Origin of the sequence: Micromonospora sp. WMMA1976 (genome assembly GCF_027497335.1) — a bacterium.
GTDB classification, from domain to species: Bacteria; Actinomycetota; Actinomycetes; order Mycobacteriales; family Micromonosporaceae; genus Micromonospora; species Micromonospora aurantiaca.
Genome location: NZ_CP114912.1, coordinates 2481682 through 2499497, shown reverse-complemented (window position 1 = coordinate 2499497; position 17816 = coordinate 2481682). Strand labels below are relative to the sequence as shown.

Sequence of the window (17816 nt, the reverse complement as noted above, 5' to 3'; positions counted from 1 at the left end):
TTGTCCCCAATCCCACCGGTGGCGACGTCAGGCCGCCTCGTTCGCCCGCTGCCGGAGCTGGTCCGCGAACTCGAGCCACTCCTCGGCGATGCTGCGCGCGATGTCGGCGACCACGTACGTGCAGTGCGCCGGGATGGTGCCGATCAGCTCCGCGTAGCCTTGCGGCCCGGTGGCCTGGCTGTCGAGCCAGCGCAGCAGTGCACGGCCGGACTCGGTGAACCGGACGGACGGGTCGTGCCGCAGGTTCTGCAGGTTGACCGAGCGCTCCCGCATCGGTGGCCGGCGGCTCAGGCCGGAACGGGCCGGACGCGGCTCACCCCCTCGCTGACGCAGCGGCAGCGGGTCGTCGCCGCGCTTCATCCGCTCGCGTACGTCCCGGGCGGTGGCCGGGGAGATGCCGGCGGTCTTGGCGATCTCGCGCAGCGACGCCTCCGGTTTGCGGCTGATCAGCTCGCTGGCGATGCGGCGGCCCTCGGCGCTGTTGACCGGGCGCAGCCGGCCGTCGCGGCCGAGCCGGGCGTGCACGTCGGGGGCCCCGATGTCCTGCCGGCGGATGCTCGCCACGGTCTTCGCCGCGAGCCCGGCCGCGGTCGCGACCGCCCGGTCGGACCAGTGCGGGTGCGACCGCAGGATCCGCTGGGCCGCCGCCTCGCGGTCGGCGAGCGACAGCGGCAGTCCGTGGGTGACGTTTGCCTGCACCGCGAGCACGAACGCCGCCTCGACGGTGCCGTCGAACAGGCGGGCGGCGATCTGCGTCTCGCCACGCAGGACCGCGGCGCGCAGCCGGTGCATGCCGTCGATCACGCGCATGGTGCCGCGGTGGACCAGGATCGGCGGCAGTGGCGCGTCCGTCTCGGCCAGTGTCTGCGCGTGCAGGTCGTCCTCGCCGGCCAGCCTGGGCGAGTCGGCCGCGCGCAGGCAGGCGATCGGCAGCAGTTGCACCGGCCCGCCCTCGGCCGTACCCGCCGGCTCCTCGTCGAGGTCCGCCACCACCGTCATGGCTGCTCCCTTGGTCACGCCGCCTCCAGGGGATGTCGTATCTAGCTTTTACGTCTCTCGTCGCTCCGCAAGAGCCGTGATACGTGAATCCTAATCAGACGGGGAAGCCGAGCACACGCCCCGGACGTGCCGGGATCGCGACAGGTCAGTGATCGCCGTCGCTGCGCTATCTCGCTTTCAAGCGTCCCACCGGCGCTACGATCCCGTCGTGCGAGTGCGATACGACGCGACCGCGATCGCCGGACTGGACGACCCCTACCCCGCCTACGCGGCACTGCGGGAGGCCGGGCCGGTCGTGCCCGCCGGTCCCGGCGTGTGGGCGGTCACCGGGCACGCCGACGTCACCGCCCTGCTGGCCGACCCGCGCGTCGGCCACGAGTTCCCCGACGTCGTATACCAGGCCTCGGGCGAGCCCGACGCGGTCACCGGCTTCTTCCGGGCCACAGTGCTCAACCGGGACGCGCCCGTGCACACCGTGCTGCGCCGGGCGATGTCCCGGCTGCTCGCGCCCCGGGCCGTGGCCGGGCTGCGCGGCCGCGTCGACGAACTGGTCGGCGAGCTGTTCACCGCGATGGACGGGGACGCCGACCTGGTCACCGGGCTGGCCGCGCCGCTGCCGGTGACCGTCGCCGCCGAACTGCTCGGCATCCCCGTCGCCGACCGCGACCTGGTGCGCCCGTACGCGATGACGCTGGCCCGGGCCTTCGGCGCCGGCATTCGGGTGGAGGGCGACCGGGACGCCACCGCCGCCGCGGTGACGTGGCTGCGCGCCTACGTGCGGGAGCTGCTGGCCGAGCGCGAGCGCCGGGGTCGCGACGACGATCCGCTGGCCGGTCTGCTCGCCACCGCCGACCCGGGCGGCGCGATCACCGCCGAGGCGCTGGTGGACAACGTGATCTTCCTGTTCTTCGCCGGCTTCGACACGACCACCAACCTCATCGCCACCGGCTGCGCCGCCCTGTTGTCCCGCCCGGACGTGCTGGCCCGGTTGCGGGCCGAGCCGGAGCTGGTGCCGAGCGCGGTCGAGGAGTTCCTGCGCTTCGACGCGCCGATCCAGGCCACCGCCCGGCTGACCCGCGCCCCGATCGAGGTGTCCGGTCGGCGGATCAACGCCAACCGGCTGGTAGTGCTGCTGCTCGCCGCCGCCAACCGGGACGGCAGGCGGTTCGCCCGCCCGGACGAGCTGGACATCGCCCGTACCCCGAACCCGCACGTCTCCTTCAGCGCCGGCCCGCACTTCTGCCTCGGCGCCACGCTCGCCCGGCTGGAGGGGGCGGCGGTGTTCGACCGGATCGCCCGCGGCCTGGCCGGCTTCGAGCCGGCCGGCGTCCCGGTACGCCGCCGGCACATGAGCTTCCGGGGGTACGACCACCTGCCGGCACGTGTTCGACTGGGCGCCTTCCCCGGTTGAACACCCCCGCTACCGGACCAGGCGCACCGGCAACGACTTGATCCCGTTCATGAAGTTCGAGGCCAGCCGCTGTGTCGGGCCGACGCGGCGAAGATGCGGCAGGTGCGGGTGGAGCGCCCGCAGCAGCGCCACCGCCTCGGCCCGGGCCAGGTGCGCGCCCAGGCAGAAGTGCGGGCCCACGCCGAAGGCCAGATGCGGGTTCGGGGCCCGGTCCAGCCGCAGGCGGTCCGCGTCGGCGAACACCGCCTCGTCCCGGTTGGCCGACGCGTAGTACAGGACCACCTTGTCACCGGCCCGGATCGGCTGGCCGTCCAGTTCGGTGTCGGCGGTGGCGGTCCGGCGGAACTGCATGATCGGCGTGACCCAGCGCAGCAGCTCCTCCACCGCCGCCGGCACCCGGTCCGGGTCGGCCAGCGCGTCGCGGACGGCCGGGTCGTCGGCGGCCAGCTCCAGCGCGCCGGAGACCAGGTGACGGGTGGTCTCGTTGCCGGCCACCACGAGCAGCAGCCACAGGCCGCACAGCTCCGGCTCGGTCAGCGGCCGGCCGTCCACCTCCGCCGTCGCCAGCACGCTCGTCAGGTCGTCGCCCGGGTCGCGGCGGCGCGCGGCGGCGGCGGCGGCCGCGTACCCGAACGCGTCGGTCATGGCCCGCTTGAACGTCCGGACGTCGCCACCGCCGAACTCCGGGTCGTCGAAGCCGACCAGGTGGTTGCTCCAGGTGAACATCAGGTGCCGGTCCTGCGGCGGCATGCCGAGCAGGTCGGCGAGGACCACCAGGGGCAGCTCGGCGGCCAGGTCGCGTACCGCGTCGACCTCACCCCGGCCGGCCGCCGAGGCGACGATCCGGGCGGCGTGCGCGTCGATGGAGTCCTGCAGCGCCCGGACCGTGCGCGGCGTGAACGCGGCGGTCAGCACCCGGCGCAGGCGGGTGTGCCCGGGCGGGTCCATGCCGGACAGCAGCTGGCGGGTGCGCTGCAGGTCGCCCCGGGTCTTCGGGTCGGCGAGGAACGGCCCGCGGGTGGCCGAGGAGAACAACGCCGGGTCGCGGGAGGCCCGCACCACGCTGTCGTACCGGGTCACCGCCCAGTACCCGTCGCCGCGGTGCAGCACCTCGCCCACCGGTCCGTCGCCCGCGCGCCCGGAGCGGCGGCGCAGGGCCGGCTCCCGTACCCAGGCCACCGGCGCCTCGGCCCGCCGCCTGGCGAACTCCCGCCACGGCGGTCCGGACACGTACGTGGCCGGGTCGGCGAGCAGTTCCGGCGACGCGTCAGGGCTCACCGCCGCCGTCATCCGTGGACCTCCGCCAGGATGCCGCGCTCACGCAGCAGCGGCAGCACGCCCTCGCCGAACCAGTACGCCTCCTCCAGGTGCGGCTGGCCGGACAGCAGCAGATGCTCCACGCCCAGCCCGTGCAGCTCGGCGATCCGGTCGGCGACCTGCTCGTGGCTGCCGACCAGGGCCGCCCCGGCGCCCGGCCGGAGCAGGCCGTACCCGGCCCAGACGTTCGGGTACACCTCCAGCCGGCCCTCGGCGCCGGCGCTCATCCGGGCCATCCGGCGCTGTCCCTCGGACTCGCTGCGCCGGAACCGCTCCTGGGCGGCGGCCACCGTCTTCGGGTCCATCCCGGCGGTCAGCCGGTCCGCCTCGGCCCACGCCTGCTCCGGCGTGTCCCGGGTGATCACGTGGAAGCGGGTGCCGCAGGAGAGCTTGCCGCCGGCGCGTTCGCGTACCTCGCCGAGCAACGCGCCCAGCTCCGGCGGCGACTCCCCCCAGGCCAGATAGACGTCACCGTGGCGCAGCGCGGTGTCCTGCGCACCGGCCGACGAGCCGCCCACGAACACCGTCGGCGCGGTCCGCGGCGGGCGTGTCACCAGAGCAGCCCGGACCCGGTGGTGCGCCCCCTCGAAGTCCACCGGTTCGCCGGTCCACGCCCCGCGCAGGATGGTGAGGAACTCGTCGGCGCGCTCGTAGCGCCGGTCGTGGTCCAGCCAGTCGCCGTAGCGGCGCTGCTCGTCCGGGTCGCCGCCGACCACCACGTTGAGCATGAGCCGGTCCCCGGACAGGCGCTGGAACGTGGCCACCATCTGCGCCACCAGGGTCGGCGACATCAGCCCGGGCCGCAGCGCGATCATGAACCGGATCCGCTCGGTGCGCCCGGCCAGCGCGGCCGAGACCAGCCAGGGGTCCTCGCAGAACATCCCGACCGGGATCAGCATGCCCTCGAAGCCGAGCCGCTCCGCCGCGAGCGCGACCTGGGCGAGGTAGGCGAGGTCGGGCTCCCGGCGTACCGTGCGCCGCGCGCCGGCACCCCGCGGACGCCAGCCGATGTCCCGCCCGTCGCTGTGCGACGGCAGGAACCAGTGCAGGTGCAGTGTCATCCGATCGTCCCTTCACCGGGCCGGGCACACGTTACGACTCCGCACATACGAGAGTCGACAAAGGAGGCCGCCGAAACCTACGTTGCTGGGGTCACCGACGGGCCGGGTGGCACCGCCCGGGCGAGGAGGATCCGCGATGGCGCAGCTGCTGCACCCGATGGTGGCCGCCGCGCCGGACGCGGTCGCGCTCGACGACGGCTACGCCGCGCTGAGCTGGCGGGCCCTCGACGAGCGGGTGAACCGCTGGTGCGACCTGCTGCGCCGGGAGGGGCTGCGCCCGGGCGACCGGGTGGGCGTGCTCGCCGGCAACCGGCACGAGGTGTTCGAGCTGCTGCTCGCCTGTCTGCACGCCGGTCTGGTGATCGTGCCGATGAACTGGCACCTCACCGGCGCCGAGGTCGCGTATCTGCTCTCCGACTCCGGCTGCCGGGCGCTGATCACCGACACCGAGCGCCTCCCGGCGGCCCGGGACGCGTGGCAGCGCAACGACCGCCGCCCCGGACTGCGCGTCGTGCTCGGCGACGAGCCGGTGAACGGGTTCGCCGCCGCCGAGCCGCTGCTCGCGCACGCCGACGCCGCCGAGCCGCCGGAGGCGGGCAGCGGCGCCACCGGCCTCTACACCTCCGGCACCACCGGCGCGCCGAAGGCGGTGGTCAGCCGGCTGTTCCGCCAGGGCGAGCCACTCCCCCGGCTGCGCGGACGCCTGAACCGGCTGTGCACGGTGCTGGGCATGCCGGCGGACGGGGTGAACCTGCTGTGCGGCCCCTGGTACCACTCCGGCCAGCTGTTCTTCTCGCTGCTGCCGCTGATCCGCGGGTTCCGGCTGGTCACCCGGCCCCGGTTCGACCCGGCCGCGACGCTGCGGCTGATCGACGCCGAGGGCGTCACCATGACGCACCTGGTGCCGACCCAGTTCGTGCGGCTGCTGCGGCTGGACCCCGCGGTACGGGCCGCGTTCGGCGGCGCCACGCTGCGGCGCGTCTGGCACGGGGCGGCGCCCTGCCCGGTGGACGTGAAACGGCAGATGATCGCCTGGTGGGGCCCGGTGCTGAGCGAGTACTACGCGGCCACCGAGGCGGGTATCGCCACGATCATCCACGCCGAGGACTGGCTGGCGCACCCGGGCAGCGTCGGCCGGCCGCTGCCGCGCACCGAGATCGTGGTGGTCGGCGCCGACGACATGCCGCTGCCGGCCGGGCACGAGGGCCGGGTCTACCTGCGCCGCCCGGACGGCTTCGAGTATCGCGACGCACCGGAGAAGACCCGGGCCGCGCACCGCGCCGACGGCAGCTTCACCTACGGCGACCGCGGCTACCTGGACGCCGCCGGCTACCTCTACCTGACCGGCCGCGCCGACGACATGATCCTGTCCGGCGGGGTGAACGTGTACCCGGCCGAGGTCGAGGCCGTCCTGCTGCGCCACCCCGCGGTCCGCGACGCGGTCGTCTTCGGCGTGCCGGACGAGGAGTTCGGGCAGCAGGTCCGGGCCGTGGTCGAGGTGGACACCCACGCGCTCACCGACGACCTGACCACCGCGCTGGACCGGCACTGCCGCCGCGAACTGGCCGGGTTCAAGGTGCCGCGCTCCTACGAGTTGTCCACCGCGCTGCCCCGGGAGGACTCCGGGAAGGTGCGGCGGCAGGCGCTGCACCGCAGTTCGGCACACCGATCGCAGATACCAGACAGCTGGCGGTGAGATGGACAAGGCCGGTTTCTACCGCGAGGCACGTCACGACGTGGACGGGCCGCTGCACGGCGTACGGGTGCTGGAGATCAGCAAGGTGTGGGCCGGGCCGATGACCGGCGCGGTCCTGGCCGACCTGGGCTGCGAGGTGATCCGGATCGAGATGCCCGGCAACCGGGAGGGCCGGATGCCGCCGGACATCCCCGGCACCGGCCTGTCCTGGTTCCGGGAGACGGTGCACCGCAACAAGCGCAGCGTGTCGCTGGACCTGCGCCGGGAACCGGCCCGGGAGGCGTTCCTGCGGCTGGTGGTCACCGCCGACGTGGTGGTGGAGAACTACCGGCCGGGCACGCTCGACGGATGGGGCGTCGGCTACGCGCAGTGCCGGCGCGTCAATCCCGACATCGTCTTCGTCTCCATCTCCGGCTGGGGCCAGTACGGCCCGCGCGCCACCGACGCCGGCTTCGACCCGATCGCGCAGGCAGCGGCGGGCTGGATGGGCCTCAACGGCGAGCCGGACGGCACACCGATGAAGGCGCCGTCCTTCCTCGCCGACGATCTGGCCGGGCTGCACGGCGCGATCGGCGCGCTGGCCGCGCTGCGCCACCGCGACCGCACCGGCGAGGGCCAGCACGTCGACGTGTCACTGCTGGACGCGTTGCTCGCCAACAGCGGCGGCTACCTGACGCTCGGCGCGACCGGCGTGCCGCTGCGCCGCTGGGGCGACCAGGCCGACTTCGTCGTACCGGCCGGCACGTACCGCTGCCGGGACGGCTGGCTCTACCTGGCGGTCGCGCTCGACAAGCACTGGCGCTCGCTCGCCGCGGCGATGGACCGGCCGGAGCTGGCCCGGGCCCCGGGCTTCGCCACGAACGAGGAGCGCCGTGCCCGCCGCGACGAGGTCAACGCGCTGGTCGGCGCGTGGTGCGAGGCGCGGACCGTGGCCGGGGCGGCGGCCGGGCTCGCCGCCGCGGGCATCCCGGCCGAGCCGGTACGCGACTTCGCCGACGCCGCCGCCGACCCGCACGTCCGGGAACGCGACATGGTGCAGACCGTCCCGCTGTGCAACGGCACCACGGGCCCGCTGACCGGCCCGGCTGCCAAGTTCTCCCGGACACCGACCCGGGTGCGGCACGGCGCGCCGGCCGTCGGCGCGGACACCGAGGCGCTGCTCACCGAGGCCGGCGTCGACCGGGCGGAGCTCGCGCGGCTGCGCGCGTGCGGCGCCACCGACCGACAGGAGGCCCCGGCGTGTACCCGCCCCCACTGAGCCCCTTCGACAGCATCGAGATCGAACGCTCCGGTCACGGGGTGCGCATCCGCACCCGTACCGTCGTCGAGCCGGACGGCCCGTACCTGTCCGGTCACTTCCCCGGCCGGCCGATCCTGCCCGGGGTATTCCTTGTCGACACGCTGCTGCGCGCCGTCTGCGCCGGAGTGGACGGCGCGCGCCTGACCGTGCTGCGCTCGGCCCGGTTCACCGCGCCCGTGCTGGCGCCGGGCGAGTTCACCATGCGCGTCGAGGTGACAGGTGACCCGGCGACCGGACCGCTCACCGCCCGCGCCCGCTGCCACCGGGGCGACGGGGAGCAGTGCGCCCGCCTGGAGGCGCAGTTCGACGCCGGGCGGTATCGGTGAGTGCGCCGGTCGGGCAGGAGGCGATCCGCGGGCTGCTGCCGCAACGGTTCCCGCTGCTGCTCGTGGACCGGGTGGTGGAGGTCCGGCCCGACGGGATCGTGGCCGAGAAGGCGGTCACCGCCGCCGAGTGGTGCTACGCGGGCCTGGACGAGACCACGTCTCCCGAGGCGTACGCGTATCCGGTGGCGCTGCTGCTGGAGTCGTTCGGCCAGGCCGCCGCGCTCGCCTGGTTCCTGCGCGCGGGCGTCGGCGTGCCGGGGCCGGGCAGCGGGCTGCTGCCGTTGTTCGTCGGCGTGCGTGAACTGCGGCTGTCCGGCGCCGCGTACCCGGGAGACGTGCTGCGCCACGACGTACGGCTGGACAAGGTCGTCGACGGCGCGGCCGTCGCGTCGGGCACCGTCACGGTCGGCGGGCGGACCACTGCGGTGATCGGTGAGCTGATCGCCGCCGTCCGGCCCGGCGCCGCGCTCGCGGAGCTGGGGTAGGCCGCGATGCCGGTGGAGATCGCGGCGAGCGCGGTGCGGACCTGCTTCGGCGACGGCGACGCCACGTTCGCCGCGCTGCTCGGCGGCCGGTGCGGGGTGGCGCCGCTGTCCGGCTACGACCCGGCCGCCGTGCACGTGCGGCACGGCTATCCGATCCCGGACGGCTCCGGCGGCGAGTTGTGGCCCGCCGCCGGCTGGCTGCGCGACTGCGTCCGGCGGGCGCTCGCCGACGCGGCGCTCGACCCGGCCCGGCACCGCGTCGCGGCGCTTGTCGGCACCGGGCTGCGCGAGCTGCGCGCGGTCGAGCGGGCGGTGGCCGACCGGGCGCCGTTCCGCGCGGGCGGGCTGCACTTCCGGTCCGCCGTCGCGGACGCCGGCGTGCCCGGCGCGGTCACCGTCGCGAACGCGTGCAGCGCGGGCGGGCACGTCCTCGCCCTCGCGCAGGACATGATCGAACTCGGTGAGGCCGACGCCGTCGTCGTCGCGGCCACCGACGCGATGACCGAGTCGATGCTCGCGATGATCGGCCGGGTCGCCGACGAGCCCGCCGACCGGGTACGCCCCTTCGACCGGGACCGGGCCGGCGTCCTGCTGGGCGAGGGGGCCGCCGCGCTCGTGGTGACCCGGGCCGGGCTGGCGCCACGCGTGCTGGCCCGGGTGGTCGCCACCGGACTGTCCTGCGACGCGTACCACGAGACCGCGCCGTCGGCCGAGGGTGTGCGCCGGGCGATGGACGACGCGTACGCCCGAGGTGCCCGGGAGCCGGCCGACGCAAGCCTGGTGGTGGCGCACGGCACGGGCACTGCACTCAACGACCCGACGGAGGCGGCGGCGCTCGTGGCGCTGGGCGGCCCCACCACCGTCACCGGCCTCAAGGGCGCGATCGGGCACACCTCCGGCACCGCCGCGCTGCACGGTCTCGACGTCGCCGTCCGCTGCCTGCGCGCCGGGGTGGTGCCACCGATCGCCGGGTTGCGCACGCCGCTGCCCGGGGCCGAGGGCCTCGACCTGGTCCGCGACCGTCCGGCCCGGACTCGGGCGACGCTGGCGCAGGTAAACGCGTTCGGCTTCGGCGGGGTCAACGCGGTGACGCTCGTCGAGGCCGCCCGATGACCGCCTCCGGGCCGGCGGCGGCACTCACCGCCTGGTACGCGTACCTGCCCGGGCCGGACGCGCCACCGGCGGAGCGGGCCCGGACCGTCCTCGGGCGCAAGGGACTGCTGTACAAGGAGACGGCGACCCGGCTGGCCCTGTGCGCGGTGCACCGGGCGCTCGGCCGCGCCGACGGCGACGGCACCCCGCCGGATCGGGTCGACCCGCACACGGCGGTGGTGGCCAGCAGCAACCTGGGCAACGTCGGCACCGTCGCCGGGATCGTCACCACCGCCCGCGCCGACGGCTGGCGGGCGGTGTCCCCGCTGTCCGCGCCGAACGCCTCCCCCAACGTGGTGGCCAGCTCGGTGGCGATCTGGTTCGGCTTCGGCGGCCCGAACCTGATGTGCTGCTCCGGCGCCACCTCCGGCCTGGACGCGCTCGCCGCCGGGCTGCGGCTGCTGGCGGCGGGCCGGGCCGGCCGGGTGGTGGTGGTCGGCGCCGAGCCGGACGACGACATCGCCGTCGCGCTGCACGCGACCCGCCCGGGCCGCCCGGGTCCGCTGCGTGCCGGCGCCGCCTGCCTGGTGCTGGAGCCGCTCGACCGGGTGCCCGCGCCGCACCTGGTGGTCGGTCCGGTGCGGACGGTGCCCGGTGACCCGCCGGACGGCCACGGCACCGGCGGCGGGGGCGGCCACTACGGCGCCGACGGCCTGGTCCCGGTCGCGCTGGCGGCGGACGCCCTGCGCGCGCCCGGCGGGCCGGCGGTCGTGGAGGTCCGCTGCGGCGACGACGAGGACGGGTTCCGCGCGGTCACGGTACGCGCCGCGCCGGACCCCGGGCCCGCGCCCCGATCCGACAGTCGAGAGGAGACCCGGTGACAGCGGTCCTGCCGGACGAGACCACCACCGTGGCGCTGCGCCCCCGCTTCGAGGGCGCCAACATCCGTACCTGGGTGGGGTTCAAACACTTCATGTACCTGGCCGAGGAGGCGGTGCTCGCCTGGTTCCGCGAGCGCGGCGCCGGGCCCTCGCGGCTGTACCACGAGCACGGCCTCGGCCTGGTGATCGCCGACGCCTCGGTGCAGTTACCGGCGGTGCTCGACGTGGACGACGAGGTGACCGCCGAGGCGCGGCACCGCGGCGGCGGCGAGTTCGCGGTACGGCTGACCGCGCGCGGCGTGCCGGTGCTGCGCGGCCGGGTCCGCGCGGCGCTGGTCCGGACCGGCCCGGCCGTCGACGTCGCGGTCCCCGGTGACGTGCCGGTCGTGGCCGAGGTCCGGGCGGACGCTCCCGCACCCGCCGGCGACGCGGCCGGTACGCCGTTCGAGTGGCGGTGGCGGGCACCGTACTTCTACTGCCAGTACTCGCAGCCGGTGCAGCACTCCGGCTACGTGCGCGCGGTCGAGGAGGTGGTGGACCGGTTCCTGGCGGCCCGCGGCATCTCGGTCGGCCGGATGCTCGACGTGCGCGGCTGGATCCCGGTCGTGTCCCGCGCGTCCGTGCGGGTCCTCGCCGCCGCACGGATGGAGGAGGAGATCGAGACCACGTTCACCGTCACCGACGTGCTGCGCGGGACCATGTTCGACGCCGACGTCCGCTTCGCCGTGCGGCGTGACGGCGAGCGCGTGCCGGTGGCCCACGCCCGCATCCTGCACGGGTACGCGATCAGCCGCGGCCCGGACGCGGGACGGCTGGCCGAGTTCGACGACGAGGTCGTCGCCGCGCTGCTCGGGAGGGCGTGATGGGGGCCCGGAGCGTCGCGGAGGAGCGGCTGCGCCGCAAGCAGCGCCTCGCGGCGGCGTTGCGGCTGTTCCACAGGTACGGCTTCGACGAGGGCGCCGGCGGTCACCTCACCGTCCGCGACCCGGGCGAGCCGCACCGGTTCTGGATCAACCCGTTCGGCCGTTCGTTCGGCCGGTTGCGGGTGAGCGACCTGCTGCTGGTGGACTCCGACGGCACCGTCGTGGACGGCGAGGGCACGATCAACCCGGCCGGCTACGCCATCCACAGCCGCATCCACGCGGTCCGCCCGGACGTCGTGGCGGCCGCGCACAGCCACAGCGTGTTCGGGCGCGCGTTCGCCACGCTGGGCCGGCTGCTCGACCCGCTGACCCAGGACGCGTGCGCGTTCTACGAGGACCACGGCCTGCACGACGGCTACTCCGGGGTGGTCCTCGACCGCGACGAGGCGGACCGGATCGCCACGGCGCTCGGCCCCGGCAAGGCGGTCATCCTGCGTAACCACGGCCTGCTGACCGTGGGCGGCAGCGTGGACGAGGCGGCCTGGTGGTTCTTCAGCATGGACCGCTGCTGCCGGATCCAGCTCGCGGCGGAGGCGGCCGGCACGCCGGTGCCGATCGCGCCCGCCGAGGCCCGTCTCACCCGGGCCACCATCGGCACGCCGGGGCTGGGCCGGCTGAACTTCCGCCCGATGTACGAGGACGTCGTGCACGCCGAGCCGGACCTGCTCGACTAGGGCTGGTCATCCGAGGGCGGCCGGACCAGGACGTGCGGCTGGGTGTACCCGGCCAGTCCCCAGTGTCCGTTCTCGACCCCGGGGCCGCTGTCCTTCCGCCCGCCGAACGGCAGGTCCGGCCGGACCCCGGCGGCGTGCGCGTTCACCGACACCTGGCCCACGTCCAGGCGGGCGGCCACCGCGGCGGCCCGGTCCGGGTCCGCCGACCAGACCGAGGCGGTCAGGCCGAACGGTGTCGCGTCGGCCCGGGTGAGCGCCTCCTCGACGTCGTCGAACGCCAGCACCGGCAGCACCGGCCCGAACTGCTCCTCGGTGACGACCCGGTCGGTGTCGGACACCCCGGACAGGACGGTGGGCGGATGGAAGTGACCGGGCCCGCCGGCGGCTCGACCACCGGCGGCCACCGTCGCGCCGCCGGCGACGGCCGCGCGGACGAGCCCTGCCACGTACTCCCGCTGGGCCCGGGTGGTCACCGGGCCGAGCCGGACACCGGGGTCGGCGCCGGGGCCCATCGGGACGGTGGCGGCGCGGTCGGCGAGCGCCTCGACGAGCGCGTCGTGCACCGGCCGGGCCACGTACACCCGCTTGACCGCCATGCACATCTGGCCGCTGTTGGTGAAGGCCGCCCAGAACAGGTCATCGGCGATCCGCGCCGGGTCGGCGTCGTCGAGCACCACCGCGGCGTCGTTGCCGCCGAGTTCGAGCGTGACCCGCCGGAGCCGGGCGGCGGCCTCCGCCGCTACTCGCCGGCCGGTCGCTGTCGACCCGGTGAAGGTGATCTTCCTGGGTACGGGGTGGGCGCACAGCCGCGCCCCGAGCGGGTCCGGCCCGGTCACCACGTTCAGGACGCCGGGTGGGAGCAGGTCCCGCAGCAGTTCGCCGAGGGCGAGCGTGGCGAGCGGGGTGTGCGGGGAGGGCTTCAGCACCACGGTGTTGCCCGCCCGCAACGCCGGAGCGATCTTCCAGGCGGCGAGCGCGAGCGGATAGTTCCACGGGGTGACGGCGGCGACGACGCCGAGGGGCCGCGCGGTGACGATCGCGGTGTCGCGTCGCCCGTCGACGATCTGTGGTCCGGTCTCGATGCCCGCGAAGTAGTGCAGCCACGCGGCGGCGGCGCGTACCTCGGTGGTCGCCTCGGCCAGCGGCTTGCCCTGCTCGGCGGTGACCAGCGCGGCGAGGTCGGCGACGGCGCCGAGGACCGCCCGGGCCGCGGCGCGCAGCACGCCGCGCCGCGCCTCGTCGTCGTGAGCCCACTGCGGGTACGCGGCGGTCGCCGCGGCCATCGCCCGGTCGAGCAGTTCGGGCGGGCAGGCCGGGGCGGTGGCGAACACCGCGCCGGTGGCCGGGTCGACGACGTCGAAGGTTCCGGCGCCGGCGGCCGGGCGGCCGTCGACGGTCATCGTCAGCGCCACGGCTGCCCCTCCGTCGCTGGTGCCTGCGGCTGGCAGCGTATCCGCGGGTGTGCGGGGTGGGCAGCGTGCACGTTGTCCCGCCGCGGCGCTCCGCGGATGATGAGAGTCGGATCGGTCCGTGCGCTCCCCGTCCGTCGAGCGTCGGGGCCGTCGCGCGGAAACCCGCTCCCGGCGCTCGTCCGGCGCTTAGCGTGGGACGAGGGGCGGCCTGCCGGAGGCGCCGGTGAGCGGAGGGAGAACGCGGTGACGGAGCCGGAGGAGGAGCAGGAGAAGACCCGCAAGACCGATCGGGTGCTGTTCTCGCCCGACGGCGACCCGCACCACACGCTCGCCGAGGCGCCCCAGCCGGACGAACACCTGCCGCCCACGGTCACCCGCGACGGCCACACGGACGTGCTCGACGACGAGCGGTGAGCACACCGCCCCGCCCGGCCCTCCGGCCGGGCGGGACGTGCCGCGGTCAGACCGGCGGGATGCCGGAGCGGCCGATGTCCGACATGTCGTCGCCGATCTCGGTGCGGGTGCCGGCCACCGGCCCGGCGCCGGCCTCGGTGCGGTCCTCGACGCAGGCGTCGCCCAGACCGTGCATGAGCTCCCCCACCACGGCGAGCGCCGAGCCCTTGTCCGGGCAGGGCGCCCCGGTGGCGAGCAGCTGACCGTCGCCACCGACGACGGTGAACCCCACACTGCCGTCGGCCTCGCTCTCGATGACGAACTTCACAGTGCTTCTCCCGCCCCGCTCAGCTCACGCCGTGCGTCTGCAACCACAGCTCCAGCAGGCCCAGTTGCCACAGCTTGTTGCTGCCGGCGGCGGCCTGGGCCCGGTCCGGCTCGGCCAGCAGCTCGTCGACGTACGCCCGGCGGAACAGCCCGCGCCGGCGCGCCTCGGGCGCACCCAGCGCCTCGACCACCAACTCTCGCACGGGACCGTCGACGTTGCGCAGCGCCGGCACCGGGAAGTAACCCTTGGGCCGGTCGATGACCTCGGCCGGCAGCACCTCGCGGGCCGCCTCCTTGAGCACGCCCTTGCCGCCCTGGGCCAGCTTGTGCTCAGGCGGGCACGCCGCGGCGAGCGTGACCAGGTCCTGGTCGAGGAAGGGCGTACGCACCTCCAGCCCCCACGCCATGCTCATGCTGTCCACCCGCTTGACCGGGTCGTCGGGCAGCATCAGGTGGGTGTCCAGGCGCAGCACGGCGTCCACGGCGGTCTGCGCGCCCGGCGCGGCCAGGTCGGCGGCGACCAGCTCGCCGCTGGCGTCACCGTCGCAGGCGTACGCCGGTTCGACCACCTCGGTCAGCTCGGCGTGGTCGCGGTCGAAGAACGCGGCGGTGAACCCGGCCGTCGCGTCGTCGCGGGCCGCGTCGGCCAGCCGGTGGTGGTAGCCGTAGCCGGCGAACACCTCGTCGGCGCCCTGGCCGGACTGCGCCACCTTCACGTGCCGGGCGACCTGCTCGGAGAGCAGGTAGAACGCCACCACGTCGTGGCTGCCCATCGGTTCGGTCATGGCCGCCACGGTGGCGCGCACGGCCGGGCCGAGGTCGCCGTCGGCGAGCCGGATGCGGTGGTGGTCGGTGCCGAACGCGCGGGCCACCAGGTCGGAGTAGTGGAACTCGTCGCCGCTCTCGTCGCCGCGGCTGTCGAACCCGATGCTGAACGTCTGGAGGTGGTGCTGTCCGGCGCCGTCCAGCAGCGCCACGATCATGCTGGAGTCCAGGCCACCGGAGAGCAGCACCCCGACCGGCACGTCCGCGACCAGCCGGCGGCGTACGGCGGTGCGCAGCGCGTCCCCGACGGCGGCCCGCCAGTCGGCGGCGTCCATGCCCTCGTGGGCCGGGTCGCGCCGGTACTCGGGCCGCCAGTAGACGCGCTCGCGGCTGCGCCCGTCGGCCTCGACCACCCGGACGGTGGCCGGGGGCAGCTTGCGGATGCCGCGCAGGATCGTGCGCGGCGCCGGCACGATCGAGTGCCAGGACAGGTAGTGGTGCAGCGCGACCGGGTCGATGCCGGTGTCGACGTTCCCGCCGGCCAGCAGCGCCGGCAGCGTGGAGGCGAACCGGAGCCGGCCGGGCGACTCGGCGAGGTAGAGCGGCTTGATGCCGAGCCGGTCGCGGGCCAGCACGAGGCATCGCCGCCGCCGGTCCACCAGCGCCACCGCGAACATGCCGACCAGGCGGTCGACGAATCGCTCCCCCCACTGCGCGTACGCCACCAGGATCACCTCGGTGTCGCTGGTGCTGTGGAAGGTGTGCCCGGCCGCGCGCAGTTCGTCGCGCAGCTCCGGGTAGTTGTAGACGCAGCCGTTGAAGACCAGGGCCAGGCCGAGGTCGTCACGGACCATCGGCTGGGCGCCGGCCTCGGACAGGTCGATCACTGTCAGCCGGCGGTGCCCGAGGGTGATCCAGCCGTCACTCCACGCGCCCTCGCCGTCCGGCCCGCGGGAGCGCATGGCGGCGGTCATCCGGGTCACCGCGGCCGCGTCGGGGGTGGCCCCGTCGAGTCTGGCCTCACCGCTGATCCCGCACATCTCAGCGTCCGCCGGTCAGTCGAGCAGCACCCACCACGCCAACCTCCCGCCACGTCGTCTCCCGGGCGGTCCGCCGGGTACGGCGACTACCCGGCCTGTGGCGAAGGAAACCCTGATGGGCGGTTGGCGAGCCGGGCACGGCGAGCCGTCGTACGGTGGCGGTACGGGCCATGTCCCCGGGTGGTCCGGCCACGGGACGTGGCCAGGATCAACGACGCCTGCCAGGAGGACGTGTGTTCGCCAATTCCGAGGAACTCCTGCGATACCTCACCGACGAGGACGTGAAGTTCGTCGACGTACGTTTCTGTGACCTGCCCGGCGTGATGCAGCACTTCAACCTGCCGGTCGAGTCGTTCGACGACAGCGTCTTCACCGACGGTCTCGCCTTCGACGGCTCGTCGATCCGCGGTTTCCAGTCGATCCACGAGTCGGACATGCTCCTGCTGCCGGACGTGGCGACCGCGTTCGTGGACCCGTTCCGCACGCAGAAGACCGTCGCGTTGAACTTCTTCGTCCACGACCCGTTCACCCGGGAGGCGTACTCCCGCGACCCGCGCAACGTGGCGAAGAAGGCGGAGGCGTACCTGGCGGCGAGCGGCATCGCCGACACCGCGTACTTCGGCGCCGAGGCGGAGTTCTACATCTTCGACTCGATCCGCCACGAGACCTCGGCGCACCAGTCGTTCTACTACATCGACTCGATCGAGGGCGCCTGGAACACCGGGCGGGTCGAGGAGGGCGGCAACCGCGGCTACAAGACCGCCTACAAGGGCGGCTACTTCCCGGTGCCGCCTGTCGACCACTACGCCGACCTGCGCGACAGCATGGTCCGCCGGATGGTGGACGCCGGTTTCACAGTGGAGCGTTCGCACCACGAGGTGGGCACCGGCGGGCAGTCCGAGATCAACTACAAGTTCTCGACGCTGCTGCACTCCGCCGACGAGCTTCAGCTCTTCAAGTACCTGATCAAGAACGAGGCGTGGGCGCACGGCAAGACCGCGACGTTCATGCCCAAGCCGGTGTTCGGTGACAACGGCTCCGGCATGCACACCCACCAGAGCCTCTGGCGCGGCGGCGAACCGCTGTTCTACGACGAGACCGGCTACGCCGGCCTGTCCGACACCGCCCGCTGGTACATCGGCGGCCTGCTGCACCACGCCCCGTCGCTGCTCGCCTTCACCAACCCGACCGTCAACTCCTACCGCCGTCTCGTCCCCGGCTTCGAGGCGCCGGTCAACCTGGTCTACTCGCAGCGCAACCGCTCCGCCTGCACCCGCATCCCGGTCACCGGCAGCAACCCCAAGGCCAAGCGCGTCGAGTTCCGGGTGCCGGACCCGTCCAGCAACCCCTACCTGGCCTTCTCGGCCATGCTCATGGCCGGTCTCGACGGCATCAAGAACAAGATCGAGCCGCCGGCGCCGATCGACAAGGACCTGTACGACCTGCCGCCGGAGGAGTGGGGCGACGTCAAGCAGGTACCCGGCTCGCTGCCTGAGGCACTGGCGGCGCTGGAGACCGACCACGACTACCTGCTCGACGGCGACGTCTTCACCGCCGACCTGATCTCCACCTGGGTCGACTGGAAGAACGCCAACGAGGTCGACCCGGTCCGGCTGCGGCCCACTCCGCACGAGTTCGCGCTCTACTTCGACTGCTGAGACCGATCACGGCGCTGACCCGGATCAACAGAAGCACTGCACGACCTCGCGGACGG

General features: G+C 74.6%; 17 protein-coding genes. 11 read left to right on the top strand and 6 right to left on the bottom strand.

What is annotated here, in order from left to right:
• Positions 1 to 27: 27 nt before the first annotated feature.
• Positions 28 to 1017 carry a ParB/RepB/Spo0J family partition protein gene (locus tag O7546_RS11510; protein ID WP_281600896.1) on the bottom strand — a complete coding sequence of 330 codons (990 nt, stop codon included), beginning with the start codon at positions 1015 to 1017 and terminating at the stop codon, positions 28 to 30.
• Positions 1018 to 1207: 190 nt separating this feature from the next.
• Between O7546_RS11510 and O7546_RS11505 the strand changes: the two genes are divergently transcribed.
• Positions 1208 to 2410 (top strand): cytochrome P450, encoded by a 1203-nt coding sequence (locus O7546_RS11505; RefSeq protein ID WP_194800042.1) that lies wholly within the window; start codon positions 1208 to 1210, stop codon positions 2408 to 2410.
• 9 nt (positions 2411 to 2419) lie between these two features.
• Here the strand turns inward: O7546_RS11505 and O7546_RS11500 are convergent, their stop codons facing one another.
• Positions 2420 to 3700, bottom strand: a complete 1281-nt coding sequence (locus O7546_RS11500; protein WP_281600895.1) for a cytochrome P450 — start codon at positions 3698 to 3700, stop codon at positions 2420 to 2422.
• Positions 3697 to 4788: an LLM class flavin-dependent oxidoreductase gene (locus tag O7546_RS11495; protein ID WP_194800040.1), complete on the bottom strand. Its 1092-nt coding sequence runs from the start codon at positions 4786 to 4788 to the stop codon at positions 3697 to 3699. The genes O7546_RS11500 and O7546_RS11495 overlap by 4 nt, the downstream gene beginning before the upstream one ends.
• 136 nt (positions 4789 to 4924) lie before the next feature.
• On the opposite strand from O7546_RS11495, the gene O7546_RS11490 reads away from it, so the two are divergent.
• The 8 genes from O7546_RS11490 to O7546_RS11455 are packed head-to-tail and all read left to right on the top strand — an operon-like array spanning position 4925 to position 12165.
• Positions 4925 to 6484, top strand: a complete 1560-nt coding sequence (locus O7546_RS11490; RefSeq protein WP_281600894.1) for an AMP-binding protein — start codon at positions 4925 to 4927, stop codon at positions 6482 to 6484.
• A gap of 1 nt (position 6485) precedes the next feature.
• Positions 6486 to 7742, top strand: coding sequence for a CoA transferase (locus O7546_RS11485; protein ID WP_194800038.1), 1257 nt, complete (start codon positions 6486 to 6488; stop codon positions 7740 to 7742).
• Complete coding sequence (locus O7546_RS11480; RefSeq protein WP_167796877.1) at positions 7724 to 8110, top strand: hypothetical protein; 387 nt, start codon at positions 7724 to 7726, stop codon at positions 8108 to 8110. The genes O7546_RS11485 and O7546_RS11480 overlap by 19 nt, the downstream gene beginning before the upstream one ends.
• Positions 8107 to 8595 (top strand): beta-hydroxyacyl-ACP dehydratase, encoded by a 489-nt coding sequence (locus O7546_RS11475; protein ID WP_269696747.1) that lies wholly within the window; start codon positions 8107 to 8109, stop codon positions 8593 to 8595. Before O7546_RS11480 ends, O7546_RS11475 begins: the two co-directional genes overlap by 4 nt.
• A 6-nt stretch (positions 8596 to 8601) precedes the next feature.
• Positions 8602 to 9708, top strand: a complete 1107-nt coding sequence (locus O7546_RS11470) for a beta-ketoacyl synthase N-terminal-like domain-containing protein (RefSeq protein WP_281600893.1) — start codon at positions 8602 to 8604, stop codon at positions 9706 to 9708.
• On the top strand, positions 9705 to 10568 hold the full coding sequence (locus O7546_RS11465) for a beta-ketoacyl synthase N-terminal-like domain-containing protein (RefSeq protein ID WP_194800036.1): 864 nt from the start codon (positions 9705 to 9707) through the stop codon (positions 10566 to 10568). Before O7546_RS11470 ends, O7546_RS11465 begins: the two co-directional genes overlap by 4 nt.
• The gene (locus tag O7546_RS11460; protein WP_269696746.1) at positions 10565 to 11431 is read left to right on the top strand and encodes a thioesterase family protein; all 867 of its coding nucleotides are present in this window, start codon (positions 10565 to 10567) and stop codon (positions 11429 to 11431) included. The genes O7546_RS11465 and O7546_RS11460 overlap by 4 nt, the downstream gene beginning before the upstream one ends.
• On the top strand, positions 11431 to 12165 hold the full coding sequence (locus O7546_RS11455; RefSeq protein ID WP_194800035.1) for a class II aldolase/adducin family protein: 735 nt from the start codon (positions 11431 to 11433) through the stop codon (positions 12163 to 12165). The genes O7546_RS11460 and O7546_RS11455 overlap by 1 nt, the downstream gene beginning before the upstream one ends.
• Here O7546_RS11455 and O7546_RS11450 read toward each other — a convergent pair.
• Entirely contained in the window at positions 12162 to 13577 is a 1416-nt protein-coding gene (locus tag O7546_RS11450) for an aldehyde dehydrogenase family protein (protein ID WP_281600892.1), read from the bottom strand. The two genes, O7546_RS11455 and O7546_RS11450, sit on opposite strands and share 4 nt — an antisense overlap.
• Before the next feature lie 243 nt (positions 13578 to 13820).
• On the opposite strand from O7546_RS11450, the gene O7546_RS11445 reads away from it, so the two are divergent.
• Positions 13821 to 13991: a hypothetical protein gene (locus O7546_RS11445; protein ID WP_194800034.1), complete on the top strand. Its 171-nt coding sequence runs from the start codon at positions 13821 to 13823 to the stop codon at positions 13989 to 13991.
• 46 nt (positions 13992 to 14037) lie between these two features.
• Here the strand turns inward: O7546_RS11445 and O7546_RS11440 are convergent, their stop codons facing one another.
• Together O7546_RS11440 and O7546_RS11435 are read right to left on the bottom strand one after the other, a co-directional pair.
• A complete protein-coding gene (locus tag O7546_RS11440) occupies positions 14038 to 14298 on the bottom strand; it encodes a hypothetical protein (protein WP_135239679.1) in 261 nt (86 codons plus the stop codon).
• A 19-nt stretch (positions 14299 to 14317) separates the two neighbouring features.
• The gene (locus tag O7546_RS11435) at positions 14318 to 16102 is read right to left on the bottom strand and encodes an N-acetylglutaminylglutamine amidotransferase (protein WP_194800033.1); all 1785 of its coding nucleotides are present in this window, start codon (positions 16100 to 16102) and stop codon (positions 14318 to 14320) included.
• A 233-nt stretch (positions 16103 to 16335) separates the two neighbouring features.
• Here O7546_RS11435 and glnA point away from each other — a divergent pair, with 233 nt between their 5' ends.
• Positions 16336 to 17760 carry a type I glutamate--ammonia ligase gene (glnA, locus tag O7546_RS11430; protein WP_194800032.1) on the top strand — a complete coding sequence of 475 codons (1425 nt, stop codon included), beginning with the start codon at positions 16336 to 16338 and terminating at the stop codon, positions 17758 to 17760.
• The last annotated feature ends 56 nt before the right edge of the window (positions 17761 to 17816 follow it).